This is a genomic window from Fictibacillus halophilus (assembly GCF_042680145.1).
Classification (GTDB): domain Bacteria; phylum Bacillota; class Bacilli; order Bacillales; family Fictibacillaceae; genus Fictibacillus; species Fictibacillus halophilus_A.
The window spans coordinates 395,501-410,594 of sequence record NZ_JBHTNQ010000001.1; the positions used below are offsets into that span (position 1 = coordinate 395,501).

Annotated in this window: 14 protein-coding genes; 12 read left to right on the forward strand and 2 right to left on the reverse strand. The window is 39.4% G+C overall.

Going from position 1 to position 15,094, the window contains the following annotated elements; all coding sequences use genetic code 11:
- The first annotated feature begins 95 nt into the window (after positions 1-95).
- Both ACFQ4X_RS02055 and ACFQ4X_RS02060 read left to right on the forward strand, forming a co-directional pair.
- A complete protein-coding gene (locus tag ACFQ4X_RS02055; protein WP_379832904.1) occupies positions 96-1,847 on the forward strand; it encodes an alkaline phosphatase D family protein in 1,752 nt (583 codons plus the stop codon).
- Between the two features lie 137 nt (positions 1,848-1,984).
- Positions 1,985-3,388 carry a metallophosphoesterase family protein gene (locus tag ACFQ4X_RS02060; protein ID WP_379832905.1) on the forward strand — a complete coding sequence of 468 codons (1,404 nt, stop codon included), beginning with the start codon at positions 1,985-1,987 and terminating at the stop codon, positions 3,386-3,388.
- A gap of 96 nt (positions 3,389-3,484) precedes the next feature.
- Here ACFQ4X_RS02060 and ACFQ4X_RS02065 read toward each other — a convergent pair whose 3' ends face one another.
- A complete protein-coding gene (locus tag ACFQ4X_RS02065) occupies positions 3,485-5,581 on the reverse strand; it encodes a DNA topoisomerase III (RefSeq protein ID WP_379832906.1) in 2,097 nt (698 codons plus the stop codon).
- 190 nt (positions 5,582-5,771) lie between these two features.
- Here ACFQ4X_RS02065 and ACFQ4X_RS02070 point away from each other — a divergent pair, with 190 nt between their 5' ends.
- From ACFQ4X_RS02070 to ACFQ4X_RS02105, 8 genes are all read left to right on the forward strand, one after another.
- Positions 5,772-6,989 carry an MFS transporter gene (locus ACFQ4X_RS02070; RefSeq protein WP_379832907.1) on the forward strand — a complete coding sequence of 406 codons (1,218 nt, stop codon included), beginning with the start codon at positions 5,772-5,774 and terminating at the stop codon, positions 6,987-6,989.
- A 414-nt stretch (positions 6,990-7,403) separates the two neighbouring features.
- On the forward strand, positions 7,404-7,985 hold the full coding sequence (locus ACFQ4X_RS02075) for a bifunctional transcriptional activator/DNA repair enzyme AdaA (protein WP_379832908.1): 582 nt from the start codon (positions 7,404-7,406) through the stop codon (positions 7,983-7,985).
- Positions 7,972-8,880 carry a DNA-3-methyladenine glycosylase family protein gene (locus ACFQ4X_RS02080; protein WP_379832909.1) on the forward strand — a complete coding sequence of 303 codons (909 nt, stop codon included), beginning with the start codon at positions 7,972-7,974 and terminating at the stop codon, positions 8,878-8,880. The genes ACFQ4X_RS02075 and ACFQ4X_RS02080 overlap by 14 nt, the downstream gene beginning before the upstream one ends.
- Positions 8,873-9,358, forward strand: coding sequence for a methylated-DNA--[protein]-cysteine S-methyltransferase (locus ACFQ4X_RS02085; RefSeq protein WP_379832910.1), 486 nt, complete (start codon positions 8,873-8,875; stop codon positions 9,356-9,358). The genes ACFQ4X_RS02080 and ACFQ4X_RS02085 overlap by 8 nt, the downstream gene beginning before the upstream one ends.
- Positions 9,359-9,551: 193 nt before the next feature.
- Positions 9,552-10,091, forward strand: a complete 540-nt coding sequence (locus ACFQ4X_RS02090) for a hypothetical protein (RefSeq protein WP_379832911.1) — start codon at positions 9,552-9,554, stop codon at positions 10,089-10,091.
- Positions 10,092-10,160: 69 nt separating this feature from the next.
- The gene (locus ACFQ4X_RS02095) at positions 10,161-10,457 is read left to right on the forward strand and encodes a GNAT family N-acetyltransferase (protein ID WP_379832912.1); all 297 of its coding nucleotides are present in this window, start codon (positions 10,161-10,163) and stop codon (positions 10,455-10,457) included.
- A gap of 283 nt (positions 10,458-10,740) precedes the next feature.
- On the forward strand, positions 10,741-11,250 hold the full coding sequence (locus ACFQ4X_RS02100; protein WP_379832913.1) for a DUF1572 family protein: 510 nt from the start codon (positions 10,741-10,743) through the stop codon (positions 11,248-11,250).
- A 293-nt stretch (positions 11,251-11,543) separates the two neighbouring features.
- On the forward strand, positions 11,544-12,524 hold the full coding sequence (locus tag ACFQ4X_RS02105) for a phosphotransferase enzyme family protein (protein WP_379832914.1): 981 nt from the start codon (positions 11,544-11,546) through the stop codon (positions 12,522-12,524).
- Positions 12,525-12,587: 63 nt separating this feature from the next.
- Here the strand turns inward: ACFQ4X_RS02105 and ACFQ4X_RS02110 are convergent, their stop codons facing one another.
- Positions 12,588-13,766 carry a NupC/NupG family nucleoside CNT transporter gene (locus tag ACFQ4X_RS02110; RefSeq protein WP_379832915.1) on the reverse strand — a complete coding sequence of 393 codons (1,179 nt, stop codon included), beginning with the start codon at positions 13,764-13,766 and terminating at the stop codon, positions 12,588-12,590.
- 188 nt (positions 13,767-13,954) lie between these two features.
- Here ACFQ4X_RS02110 and ACFQ4X_RS02115 point away from each other — a divergent pair, with 188 nt between their 5' ends.
- Together ACFQ4X_RS02115 and ACFQ4X_RS02120 are read left to right on the forward strand one after the other, a co-directional pair.
- Entirely contained in the window at positions 13,955-14,512 is a 558-nt protein-coding gene (locus ACFQ4X_RS02115) for an isochorismatase family protein (RefSeq protein ID WP_379832916.1), read from the forward strand.
- Between the two features lie 82 nt (positions 14,513-14,594).
- Positions 14,595-15,068 carry a DinB family protein gene (locus ACFQ4X_RS02120; RefSeq protein ID WP_379832917.1) on the forward strand — a complete coding sequence of 158 codons (474 nt, stop codon included), beginning with the start codon at positions 14,595-14,597 and terminating at the stop codon, positions 15,066-15,068.
- Positions 15,069-15,094 lie beyond the last annotated feature (26 nt).

Below are 15,094 nucleotides of genomic sequence, written 5' to 3' on the forward strand. Positions count from 1 at the left end.
CATATTTTTTTACGGTTTACAAAGGAAATAGTTTCTTAACAAACCATCTTTATAATGAGTGATGTTTGAAAATTCATTTTGAAAGGGGAAACATCATGAAAGATGAAAGACCAATGGATGAATGGATTAAGAAGCTGACAGAAGACAGCTTGGAGAAGCGAAAGCTGGACCGCCGAAAATTTTTAGCAGGTGCAGGAAAAATTGCAGGTCTCTCATTAGGGTTGACGATTGCACAATCAATTGGGGCGTTTGAAGTGAATGCAGCACCTCGGTTCAGAAACTATCCATTTACACTAGGAGTTGCCTCTGGTGATCCGTTATCTGACAGTGTTGTGCTCTGGACAAGACTTGCGCCAGATCCGCAGAATGGCGGAGGAATGCCAAATCAGGCAGTTCCTGTGAAATGGGAGATAGCTAATGACGAAAATTTCACAAAGGTAATTCAACATGGGACAGAGTTAGCACAACCGAATCTTGCTCATTCTGTTCATGTAGAAGTAGAGGGATTAAAGCCGAATAAAGTTTATTATTATCGTTTCAGAAGCGGAAATGAAAACAGTCCGATAGGTAAGACAAAGACTCTTCCTGAAAAAGGGGCAGAGGTTTCCAGCATGACTTTTGCATTTGCATCCTGTCAGCAATATGAACACGGTTATTACACGGCATTTCAGCACATGGCTGAGGAAGAACTTGATCTTGTTATTCACCTCGGTGATTATATTTACGAATATGGGCCAAATGAATATGTATCTCCTTCAGGAAATGTTCGCGCACATAGCGGTCCGGAAATTATCACACTAGAAGACTACCGTAACCGTTATGCGCAATACCGCTCAGATACTAACCTTAAAGCTGCTCATGCTGCTTTTCCTTGGGTGGTGACATGGGATGACCATGAAGTGGAAAACAACTATGCAAATATGATTCCCGAAAAAGGACAGTCTGTCGAAGCATTCGTGAAACGCCGTGCGGCTGCCTATCAAGCTTATTACGAACATATGCCGCTGCGACGATCTTCTTTGCCGCATGGTGCAGACATGCTGTTATACCGTGATTTTACTTATGGTAATTTAGCAGCTTTTAATGTTATGGATACACGCCAATACCGTGATGATCAGGCAAATGGTGACGGAAGTAAACCGCCTTCAGAGGAATCAATGGATCCAAACAGAACTCTGACCGGTCAAGAGCAAGAAGATTGGCTGATTTCTAATCTAGGCAACTCAAAAACCCATTGGAACATTCTCGCACAGCAAGTCTTTTTTGCACAGCGAAACTATGGGACAAGTACTGCACCTCGTTTCAGCATGGATGCATGGGACGGATATACGGCATCACGACAAAGAATTACAGATTTTGTTCAATCGAAAAATTTAAATAACATCATCGTCTTAACAGGGGATGTACATGCGAGCTGGGCCTGTGATTTGAAAGCAGACTATGATGATCCGGCATCAAAAGTGATCGGCGCAGAATTCGTCGGCACTTCCATCACTTCTGGTGGTAATGGTGCCGATAAGCGTGCGGATACAGATAAGATCATGGGACTAAATCCGCACATCAAGTTCTTTAATGATTATCGCGGATACGTACGCTGTACGGTAACACCAGAAGAGTGGCGTACAGACTATCGGGTACTGCCGTTTGTTACCTCGCCTGGAGCGGATATTTCAACTCGTGCATCCTTTGTGTATCAAAAGGATCAGACAGGGTTGAAACAAGCAGGTTCGAATGTGGTGCCTGCAGGAGTGAAGATTTCAGCGGAAGTGGAAGAAGACCGCAACTTGGCACATGGAAAAGCGCATGAGAAGCAGATGAAGAAGAATTTAATAAATATTGGACAATAACTTGTTAAAGAGGTATCCACGATTGTGGATGCTTCTTTAATTTATCTTAATAATCATTTACCCTCATGTAATAAGGATTATATATTACGACTCTATAATTATGGATGTGGAAAAACATCTTGATGGGAGCGAACAAAATGAGAAAATCCTTTGATAATCAACAAGCAGAACAGAAGCCAAAGATCACACGAAGAACATTTATTGAACGAACAACTAAGGTAGCAGGTTTGTCATTAGGATTAACGTTTGCAAATCCAATGCAATCATTGCAGGTTCTTGCAGACACTGGAAACTCAAATGGAAGCAGTAGTCGAAAGCCGCTTTTAATTTTTCCTGTCATTAGTGATATACATATGAATGCAAACTCTGATCAAACGTTTGAAAAATTTAAAACGACACTTAAACAATTAAATGATGTTGTACCAAGACAAGATGCGTTTGTTATCGTAGGTGACCTGACTGATAATGGTTTGATGCCAGAATACGAAAAGTTTAAATCAGCTTATCATGCCCACAAACAAAAAAGTGCAGCTTCACTAATTGCAATTGGGAACCATGACTATTGGAACGATCTTCCGGAAGCTGACGCACAAAAGCGATTCCTAGAGGAAACAGGCATGCCATCGATTTACTACCATAAGGTTATCAAGGGTTATCACTTTATTGTTTTAGGAACAGAAGATGGAGAGACAGAAGGAACATTTTCAGTAAAACAAATAGAATGGCTCTCTGAAAAGTTAAAACAGGCGAAAGCTGATGATCCGACCAAGCCAATATTTGTTTTCCATCATCAGCCGATTAAAGACACGATCTATGGAAGCGAATGGGGTTTCACTGTAAATCGAGATCTTTTCTACGATACATTGAAGAAATACCCTCAAGCCATCACGTTTTCTGGACACACGCATTATCCTTTAGATGATCCAAAGATTATTCACCAAAAGGATTTTACAACAATCGGTACTTCTACAGGAGCATATTTATGGCTCGATGCAGGAAGGATTCAAGGGGAGGTTCCTGAAGGAGCTGATATACTTAACCAAGCTTTAGTTGTTGAAGTCTATCAGGATAAAGTGCTGATCAAACCTCGTGATATACATAACAACGATTGGACGAGGGAACCATTTGAAATCAGTTATCCTGCACAAAGAGATAAGTTTAAATATACCGATGCAAGAAGAGATAAAAAGGCTCCTTTCTTTACTAGAGACTCTATGCTTTCTGTTAATAACGAAATGACTACGGCTACTAGTCTATCGATCATGTTCACGCAGGCAAAAGATAATCTACTTGTTCATGATTATAAGATCATTGTGAAAAACACAGAAAATGGGAAAGTAGCTAAAGAGTATTTAGGGTTCTCAGAATTTTATAAAGACCCAGTACCTAATCCATTAACATTGAAACTTGAAGGGTTATCGCCAAAAACGACTTATGAAGTTGAAGTATTTGCACTTGATGCTTTTGACAATATCAGTGCTAACTCTATCAAAGCACTAGGCAGGACAAAAGAAGGTGCCCCTGCAGCAAATAAAAAGTAAATGGACAGATTCTTTCAATAGATCAAAGAAAGCTGACTCAAACAGGTCATAACAGCTAATTACCGGCTGTTTTTTCTGAACGAGTCAGCTTTTTAATTATTTTTTATCTTTCATCGCAGCTTTTAACGCATCAGCTAAGCTGTTTCCGAATCCTTCTTCCTCTTTGCTGTTTGCACTGTACTTTTTCATAAGTTGCCGTTCTTCACGCTTTGTGACTTTCTTTTTCATTTCATCTGCTTTTTCAACCACGTTACATGGCTTGCACTGGAAGTACGTTCCGGCCTTTCCGTTATGCAGCTCCATCTTTTTCTTGCACTGTGGACAGCGCCGGTTAGACAGCTTCGGATCCTTACGGCGGCGGTATGAACATTCACGATCAGAGCAAACGAGCACTTTACCGTCACGCCCTTTAACTTCTTTAAGAAGCTTGCCGCATTCTGGACACTTTGAGCCTGTTAAGTTATGAGCACGGTATTCCTGTGAACTCGTTTTGATTTCCATTACCAGCTGCTTCGTCTGCTTGCGGATATTTTCTAAAAACTCTTTAGGGTTGCCATTGCCGCGCGCAATAGCTTCAAGCTCTTGTTCCCACTTAGCTGTCAGCTCTGGTGATTTTAACTCGTCGTTCACAAGTTCAATGAGCTGTTTTCCTTTCGGAGTAGGGTGAAGCTTGTTGTTTTTGCGGTCGAGCACCTCTGAACCTAAAAGTCTTTCAATAATATCTGCACGTGTAGCAGGAGTACCTAAGCTGTATTTTTCCATTCGGGAAAGAAGGTCAGCTTCTGTAAAACGAGCAGGTGGTTCTGTGAGCTTTTTCTCAAGGTTTACGTCTTTTACCGTTAGCGTTTGTCCTTCTTTTAAGCTTCCTAACGCTTTTGGACTTTCTTCTTCTTTTCCGGACAGCACTTTAAAGCCTGGATCGATCACTAATGTTTCGCGTGCAGTAAACGATTCGCCCGCAACCTTTAGCGTAGCTGTAAGAGTTTCTGATTTATATGCAGGGTAAAAGAGAGCAAGGAAACGGCGGGCAATAAGGTCATACAGCTTGCGCTCATCGTTATCCAAATCCCCAAGATGAAGCGGTTCATCTGTCGGAATAATCGCATGGTGATCCGTAACTTTTGCATCATTAAAAACTTTCTTCGCAACGACTTTTCCTTTATGTTTCAAAAGAGGCTGAACTTCTTCACGATATCCTGCAGACATTCCCTGAAGACGGTCGTACATCGTGTTTTCCATGTCTTTTGTTAAGTAGCGCGAGTCGGTTCTTGGATACGTAACAAGTTTGTATTGTTCATAAAGTTTCTGCAGGACAGAAGATGTCTTTTTTGCTGAGAATCCAAAACGGCGGTTCGCATCACGTTGCAGTTCTGTCAAGTCGTATGGCATCGGATGAGCTTCTGTTTTTTCTTTCTTTATAAGAGAGTCAACAGTTGCCGTCTGCCCCTTTACTTTCTTCACGATGTCGTTTGCTTTTTTCTCATCAAAAATACGCTTTTCACCATTGTTTTCCCACGACGCCTTCAAGAGACCGACTGTCGCATCAATTGTCCAAAAGTCCTTCGGCTGAAATGAGTTGATTTCTTGCTCACGTTCTAGAATCATCGCAAGGGTAGGTGTCTGTACTCGGCCAGCAGACAATGGATCATTATATTTAGTTGTAAGTGCACGCGTCACATTAAGCCCGATCAGCCAATCGGCCTCAGAACGGCAGACCGCGGATTGATACAAGTTGTCATATTGTTTTGCCGGCTTTAACAGGTTGAATCCATCACGAATCGCTTTATCCGTCTGCGATGATATCCAAAGGCGCTTCACCGGCTTTTGCCATCTTACTTTTTCCATGATCCACCGGGCGACAAGTTCACCTTCACGCCCTGCATCAGTTGCGATAACAAGCTCACTTAGATCTTTTCTTTTGGCAAGCTGTTCAATCGCCCGGAACTGATGACTAACCTGCCGGATTACTTTCAATCCCATATGCTTAGGGATGATCGGCAGATCTTCTAGCCGCCATTGTTTATACTGTTTGTCATAGTCTTCAGGCATTTTCAATTCTACAAGGTGCCCGAGTGCCCACGTTACAATATGTTTCGGCCCTTCAATATAACTTTTATTTTGTTGCTTACAGCCAAGCACTCGGGCAAGATCACGCGCCACACTCGGCTTTTCAGCAAGAATCAGTTGTTTCATAGTGAACCCCTTTCCAACTTCTACTTTAGTCATTATAACAGAGTATAAAAAGAGGAAAGAAATGAGTAGATTTTTCACGCCGATTTTTCAAAATACTGGTATACTAAAACAAGAATACTTAACTTTGTTGAGTACTTTTAAAAGACGTTTTGTAAAGCAGTTTCGGTGGGGCTGAGAGGGGAAAGTTAACATGTGGAGAAACCGGAATTTTTTAATTTTGATGTTTGGTCTGGCAGTATCGAGTACGGGATTGTGGGTAGGTATTATCGGCAATCTTGAATTTTTGCAAAAGAATGTGGAGTCGTCCTTCTTGCAAGCTCTCATTATTCTAGCTGGATTTCTTGTAGGGATTTTTCTGGCACCGATGGCGGGCAGAATTATCGACCGCAGCAATAAGAGGAAGATCCTTATTTATGCTGGTTTTGCGAGATGCGCTGCTATCTTTTTTATGTATCTGGCAATTGCCTACAATAATGTATGGTGGATGGTTGTTTATACGCTCGTTATAGGTATATCAGGTACTTTTTCGCAGCCTGCTATGCAGACGATGCTTCCATTGATCGTGAAAAAAGAAGAACTTTTAGATGCAAACGGCGTGAACATGAATATCTTCACAGCATCTAGAATCGTGGGAACAGCCCTTGGCGGTGTTATGCTAGTTGGAATGTCACTTTTCGCTGTATACACGGTAACGTTGATTTCCTATGTCATTCTTTTAATCTCAACTTTCTTTCTTAATGTAGAGGAAAAGCCGAAAGAAACAGATAAGACCGGCCGAAAGGAAAGCTTTTTCAGAACGCTTGGTGAGCTGTATCCAATCGTGAAGAATCAGCCAAAAGTGGTTTATGGAATCTTTTTATTGATTCCTGCTTATCTATTTTTGGCAGGATTTAATTTGATGGTTATTGAAATCAGTGACTTGCAGGACAACCCAGGGGTAAAAGGAATTCTTTATACGACAGAAGGAGTTTGTGTATTCATCGGAACGTTTTTGTCTAAAAAATTCTTCCGTGACAACCCCAAGCTGTCATACATGTTTGCGATTACGTTTATCATCGCGGCAGCACATACATCCTTGTATTTAGCAGATCATCCGGTCATGTCAATACTTTCATTCGGACTGTTCGGTCTTTCTGCTGGAACACTTTTTCCGGTTGTTACAACGATTTTTCAAACAGATGTACCATCTGACTATCATGGAAGATTCTTCTCCATCAAAGGGATGGTCGATAATATTATCTTCCAGGCATTGATGCTTTTAACAGGGTTGTTCCTGGATACGATCGGATTCTTTAACATGGTGATCGGGTTTGGGATCACATCGTTTATTATCGCATCTGTCATTCTATTTCAGTATATGGCTAAGGGGAACCGTAATAAGCGTGGACCTGTTGCAGTAACAAAATAATTTGTAATGATGCTGACTCTAATGGCCATAAATCGGCTTTATGGAGTCAGTTTTTTCGTTATTTTATGGATATCTCGCTTATTTACTAGCCAACCAACCTTTTGGGAGTAAAGATGAGAGGTCATTAAGCGAGATTTTGCTATGTTTGCGTGGAACTGCATATCTACCGCGGGAAACTCGCTATATTCTGCGTGTAATACTATGTGTACCGCGTGAAACTGATAGTTGAATGCGTGAAACTCTATCTTTTTTGCGTGAACGTGTAATAAATAAAAGAACACGTACCGTAAAACCGCAGTAAGTAAGCAAGGAAATGACATTTCTCTTACGACCATAACAGCAAGATTGAGGACGATATTTGAAGTGTGCACTGTTAAAATAAAGATAAACAAGGCGGATGGAGGGATGTATGTCATGCATGTAAAAATGTTGTTTGATGAAATGTGGGATAAGATCATGGAATGTGACAGGTCGTATGACGGATTGTTCTACACGGCTGTTAAAACGACCAAGATTTTTTGCCGGCCATCCTGCAGGTCCCGTAAACCGAAAAAAATCAATGTAACGTTTTATGAGTCAATATCAGAATGTATAGAGGCGGGTTACCGCGCATGCAAGAGGTGCCAACCGGAAATTGAACACTGTCCACAGATTGATTTGGTTCGAAAAACGACCGCTTATTTGGTAAACAACCATAATCAAAAAGTCATTCTGCAAAATATAGCTGACCATGTTGGTGTAAGTGCGTTTTATTTGGAGCGTCTTTTTAAAGAAGAGATGAGCGAAACTCCGCGTGAATATCTCGAGAAAATCCGAGTAGATAAAGCTGCATATCTTTTAAAAAAGACCAATCGAACGAATTTAGAGATCTGTTTTGAGGCAGGGTTCCATAGTCCCTCCAATTTTTATAAAGCATTTCGCCGTGTGAAAAAATGCTCGCCGAGCGACTACAGGAAATCTGCAGGATTATCGGAGTCTAAAAATGCAGTGGATTGATAGGGGAAACCATATCGAGATGATGCTGCCAGAGGCATTTAATTATAGAGAATGCCTTGTTTTTCTTGGAAGATCTGAGCTGGAACAGCTGCATCATATTCATGATCAGTATCTGATGAAACTAGTAGACACAAGCGAAGAAGAGGTGCTACTGAAGCTAAGCAACCGGAATAATAGTCTTATCATCGAGTTTCCGTTCGGCGAGCCCTCAGAAAGAAGCAAAGATGAAGTTGCTCATTACATATATGATTGGCTTGACCTTAAAAGAGACCTGACAGATTTTTATAAGATGGCTTCCGAAGATGTTATTTTGCAGCTTTTGGCAAAAAAGTATTACGGGTTGCGCATCATCGGCATTCCAGATTTGTTTGAAGCGATCACGTGGGCAATAATGGGTCAGCAGATCAATCTGAAGTTTGCCTATACATTAAAGAAGCGTTTTATAGAGAACTTTGGTGAAAAGCGAGAATATGAGAACACATCTTATTGGCATTATCCCTCACCTGAAAAAATCGCAAATCTTAATACAGACGATTTAAGGAAATTACAATTTACAAGCCGCAAAGCTGAGTATGTGATCGGTGCAGCAAAAGAGATGGCATCAGGAAAGTTATCGAAAGGGATGTTGATGGATATCCGCGATCCAAAGAAACAGCATGAAATCCTTCTGTCTTTAAAAGGGGTTGGCGCATGGACGGCAGACTACGTTATGATGAAATGCCTGCTAGAGACAACGGCTTTTCCTGTCGCGGATGCAGGGCTTCATAATGCGATAAAAAAGCATTTGAATCTGGCTGCTAAACCGAATCAAGATGAAATTATTGAATTGGCGAAAAATTGGAGTGGCTGGGAAGCTTATGCCACGTTTTATCTTTGGAGGTCATTATATGAATAAGGGATATAAGCTAGACTATCAATCTCCTATCGGTGTCATAGAAATCATAGGCAGTGAAGAAAGTATCCGATCTATTATGTTTGTTGATAGAGATTTATCATTTGAGCATCAGCCTGATATCCCAAAGGTATTAAGAGATTGCTATAAACAACTCGACGAATATTTTAAAGGAGAGCGTCAAATATTTACGTTTCCTCATGAACAGAAAGGAACCTTATTTCAGCAAACCGTCTGGAATGAACTTATTATGATTCCATTTGCAGAGACGGCATCTTATCGTGACATCGCAAACTCTCTGCAAAACGAGAAAGCGATCAGAGCAGTAGGAAACGCTAACGGCAAAAATAAATTGAGCATTATTATACCCTGTCATAGAATTATAGGTTCCAATGGAAGTTTAACGGGTTATGCAGGTGGACTTTGGAGAAAAGAATGGCTGTTAAATCACGAAAGGGAAGTTAAGAAGATCACTATATAATTATAGTAATAAAACTTTTAATAATAAATAAAGATTATTTAAAATAGTCCGATAATTCAATCATATTAAGCTTTAAGAGTGATTTTTAAAAACTTTTATAAAAGTCGAAACTTTAATATTTACAATAGTAAGAAAAAGTATTAAAATGAGAAAGTTCCAAAAAATAGAAATATAGATATAGGGGGCATTCTCAATGAAAAAATTCTTAGCAGTTACAGCAGCTGCAGTACTAGCGCTTAGCGTAGGTTGCAGCAAGGAAGAAGAAAAGCCGAAAGAAGAAGCAAAACCAGCAGCAGCTACAGAGAAAAAAGAAAATGCTAATACAGAAAAGATCACTCTTCTAAACTTTGAAGGTGAACTTATGCAACAGCTTAGAGAATATCATGCTGCATTCAATGCATATGCAGCAGGTCTTGAAAAAGAAGGCGAAGAAGCACTTCCTAAAGACGAACTTGATAAGCTGAAAGCTGATGCAAAAGCAGCTGGAGAAAAAGCGGTAGCTGAAATTCCATCAGTTGAAGTTCCAGCTGAATTATCAGAAGAAAACCAAGCAACTGTTAAAGGTGCTTTAGAAGAGCTGAAGAAGTCATATGAAGCAAAAGTTGCCGGTTTAGATGACGAAGCAAAAGCGACAGAAGCTGACGAGTTGTTCACAGCTTTTGAAGAGAAGTTAAACACGATTCACGAAGACTTAAAATTAATTCCTGGAAAATTCATCAACGAACTACAATAATAGAAGTAACTGAACTGCTTTCTCACATGAGGGAGCAGTTCTTTTTATATAAGGGAGGACGGAATTTTTATGATACGAATTAGGACCGAAAGAAGTGAGGATCAAGAAGGCATTCGTCAAATAAATGATGCGGCATTTAAAGGTAACAAGGAATCCCGATTAGTGGAAGCGATTCGAAATTCAGAGCTTTTCGTGCCGGAGCTTTCTTTAGTAGCAGAAACGGATGATAGAAACTTAATAGGGCATATCCTTTTCAGCATTGTTTCCATTAAATCTGAAGATATCGAAGTACAGACCTTAGCGTTAGCCCCTATGGCTGTAGTTCCTGATTATCAAAACAATGGTGTGGGATCATTGTTAGTATAAGAGGGTATAAAAAAAGCAAAAGAACTCGGTTTTGAACATATCGTTGTTTTAGGCCATCCTGGGTTTTATCCGAAATTCGGATTTGTACCGTCAGCAACAATGGGAATTAAATCTCCTTTTCCGGTACCTGAAGAAGTTTTCATGGCCTTAGAACTAAAGGGAGGATCCTTAAGCGGAATTAATGGAAAAGTGATCTATCCTCCAGCTTTTAATGCTGTTTCATAGGATTTTAAAAACAAATGAGAAAGAGGAAAGAAATCTAGAGTTAAAGAAGGTGTGTTTCATGAGTGTTTCTAATACGGATGTTTCTTCTGAGTATTTGCGTTCGATAAAGTTACGTTTTTTAGATGCGAAAACGAATGCGGAGAAGACTTTTGAACAGCTTACTGAGGAACAATTATTTTGGTATCCTAATGAAGATTCGAACAGTATTGCAGTCATTGTTAAACACTTAAGCGGAAATATGGTCTCAAGATGGACAGATATGTTTGATTCGGATGGAGAAAAGCCTGATCGCGACCGGGACGGTGAATTTGTTAATACGTTCTCTACCCGTGATGAAATGATGGAGGTTTGGAACAAAGGATGGGGCGTTTTTTTTGAAATGTTAGATCAATTAAAAGAAGAAGATCTGCTCCGTGAAATCTATATCCGGAACAAAGTTCACTCTGTACTGGATGCAATCGAAAGTCAAATGTACCACTATTCGTATCACATCGGACAGATTGTTTACATTGCAAAGATGCTTAAGTCTGATGAATGGCAAACGTTAACGATACCTAGAAAAAAATAATTCCTGTTTAACAAAAAATGGTTTATAATGAAGGTAACTTATGAAAGGGGTGATGACAAGATGATGAAGAATTCAATAAGTACAGCCATGTCTTGTCCTTGCCCTGCGGTACTATGAAATAAATCGTTAATCGCTGGCTCTTTGGATTCGCACGGCTTCCAGAGGCTTTTTCTGATTAAACGAACGGTAAAGCCAAGCGGGCAATAAGCTCATTTGGCTTTTTATTTTGCTGAAATTCCTCTGGCTTATTGAATAGTTTTTACCGAAAAAAACTATTTAACGAGGAGCTAAACATGATGATGAAACTGAGTACGATGTTAAAAGTAGCAAGCACGGTTGACACTGAGTGGAGAAGTCCACTGGCAGAAAAAATACTGGAGCGATGGGGATACGATGAAGGCAGCGTCTACGCTTTTCGCTACAGTGCCAATTTTATTTTTATTTGTAAAAGGAACAAACAAACTTATTTTCTTAGATTTAATGAAGAGTCAGAAAAAAATGTTGAAGCACTTGAAGAAGAGATGAAACTATTAAATACGCTTGCTGGATTATCCTTGCCCATTGCAAAGCCGGTTGCATCTTTAACCGGCAAGGAAGTAGAAGCAGTTGAAACAGAGTATGGTACGTATTATGCCTCTGTGTTTGAAGCACTTCCTGGTAAACAATATGAGATCGCAGAGCTTGAACTTCATCAATTTGTTAAATGGGGAAGTGCTCTCGGGAAGCTGCATGAATCTATGAAAAAGCTTGATGGGATCTCACTTGTTAATCGTAAGACTTGGAGAGACCATTTACATGAAGTGGAACAAATACTTTCAAACCAAGAGATTGCTGCAAAAAAAGAATTACAGATTCTAATAAGTTGGGCAGAAAACTTACCTGTTACAAAAGACAACTTCGGCATCGTTCATTATGATTTTGAGTTGGATAATTTGCGCTGGGAAGGCGATCAGATCGGTATGCTAGATTTTGATGATTGTTCCTGCTACTGGTATGTCGCTGATATTGCATTTGCTTTAAGGGATTTGGATGAAAAGAACATGACGAACGCCAATTTTGTAAATTTTATTAAAGGGTATAAAACTAAAACCAGTTTAGATGATCAACTGCTGGAGCAATTGCCGATGTTTCAGAGGGTTCATAACATTACTATGTTTGCAAAGCTTCTCCGTTCTGTTGATATCCAGGACGCTTCCGAACATCCGGAATGGATGACAGACTTAAGAGGGAAACTGGTGAAAAAAATAGATGATCTTCGCAAGTCTTTTGAATAGTTAACAGCAATGGGTACGAAATAAAACAAAAAAAGAAGCCTAGGCTTCTTTTTTTTGTGTAAATTATAAAAATAACCCAGCGAGCGCTGCAGATAAGATACTGACTAATGTAGCACCATAAAGCAGTTTTAAACCAAAACGAGCAACGGTGTTTCCTTGTTCTTCGTGCAGCCCTTTAACAGCACCAGTAATAATTCCGATGGATGAGAAGTTAGCGAATGATACAAGGAATACGGAAACAATACCAATTGTACGATCAGACATGTCCTTTGCATATTTTGCAAGGTCCATCATGGCTACAAATTCGTTTGAAACAAGCTTAGTTGCCATGATTGTTCCTGCTGAAACTGCTTCAGACCAAGGAATACCAACAAGAAAGGCAACTGGGGCAAAAACAAATCCAAGCATTTTTTGGAACGTCATACCGAATGCCATATTGAATACATCGTTGATTAATGAAATCAAAGCTACGAAACCTAAGAGCATGGCTCCTACAATTACCGCTACTTTAAAACCGTCCATGATGTATTCTCCGAGCATTTCAAAGAATGTCTGCTTTTCTTCTTCAATTTCAATAATGTCATCATCCTCAGTCACTTCGTAAGGATTGATGATGTTTGCGATGATAAACCCGCCAAACAGGTTCAGCACAAGCGCAGTTACGACATATTTCGGATCGATCATCGTCATGTACGCACCTAGGATAGATGCAGATACTGTTGACATAGCTGATGTACAAAGTGTATACAGTCGGTGCTTTGGCAGATGACCGAGAAGCTTTTTTACAGAGATAAATACTTCAGATTGACCAAAGACAGCAGAAGCGACGGCGTTATAGGATTCAAGTCGACCGAGCCCATTTACTTTACTTAACGCAAAACCGATCCATTTAATGATAAAAGGCAGGATTCTAAAATGCTGCGCAATACCAATCAGCACAGAAATAAATACGATTGGTAAAAGTACATTTAAGAAAAATGGCATTGCCGCTTCGTTTGCGAGTCCGCCAAAAACAAAATTAACACCATCACTGGCGTAGCTTAAAAGCTTTTCAAATAGTGCTGAAATCCCTTTAATAATGATTAATCCGATTCCCGTATTCAAAAGAAAATATGTAAGAACAAGCTGTAATACCAGCATGATAAGAATAGGTTTAAATTTTATTTTCTTACGGTTATTACTGACAAGATAGGCTAATAAAAACACAGAAGCCAGACCTGCTAAGAATATTAAGTACTTCATTGTTTTTCCTCCTAAAAATTTCACAAAATTGAACTTTTCTATTATTCGACATAAAACGACTTTATGCAAGCACAATAAATAACGTCTTTTCTATTATTAACCAAATTCCTGGTTTCTTTTTCTTAATAAAGGATTTTGGGTTGAAATAACGAATTTCAAAGGAAACAACGATTAAAGGAGCTGTTAGATTGAAACAAGCACTACTAGTAATTGATGCACAACAAGAGCTAATTGAAGGTAATAAAGATGAGAAACCTGTAATTAATAAGGAGATTCTATTAAACAATATTAATGCAGTTATTGAAAAAGGGTTAGACGTGAAAGCAGAAATGATTTTTGTCAGGGATGTAGATGTTGCTGAAGGGAAAGGGAATGGTTTTGAGGTTCATAGTGAAATACGAGTCCCTAAAGACGTTCGTATTTTTGATAAAAAAGCTACAAATGCTTTTTATGGTACTTCTCTATTAAGTCATTTAAAAGAAATGCAAATTGACCATTTAGTCATCATGGGGTGCAAGACCGAACACTGCATTGATACAGCAGTCAGAATGGCAACTGTGAATGGCTTGGATGTGACGTTGGTCGGTGATGGCCACTCAACAACAGATTCATCGGTGTTAAAAGCTCAACAAATTATAGATCATCATAATAAAATTCTACACGGTCATTATAATGTTGATCATTTTTCAGTTGTGAGGAACACAAGCGAAGATTTGTTCAGTCCTATTCATAATCAATACCGGTAAGTAGCATTTTCATAGTCAGGTAAATTCTAAATTTGTATAATAAGAGATGAAAGCGCTTTACAAATGATGAGGAGGCGTAAGAATGAGTAAATTAACATTTCAAAACTTTGAAATCTCTCGCAGCTTTTTTTTGAAGAATGTAGAAGGGATGGATGAAAAAATCGCAAACATTCAGCCTGAAGGATTCAAAAACAACATTCTGTGGCATGTTGGTCACGTTTTGTTAACGGCTGAATATTTCATGTTTGGATTTCCTGAAAAATCAACTCACCTGCCAATGAATTACGTAGAGCTCTTTAACAGAGGAACTAGCCCTGCTGATTGGAAGGGTGAAGTTCCCACAATTGCAGAACTTACCGACCAGTTGAAAGATCAAATGGCAAGGATAAAAGAGTTGCCAGAAGAACGCCTGCAAGAAAAGCTGGAAAAGCAGTTCTTTGACTTCAAAACATTTGGAGAGCTTTTTAACTTTGCGGTATTCCATGAGACATATCACTTAGGACAAATACATGCGATGAAGATAGTCGTTGAAAAAACATCTGTTATACAACCTTAGACGAAAAAATCCGTTAACCAATTAAG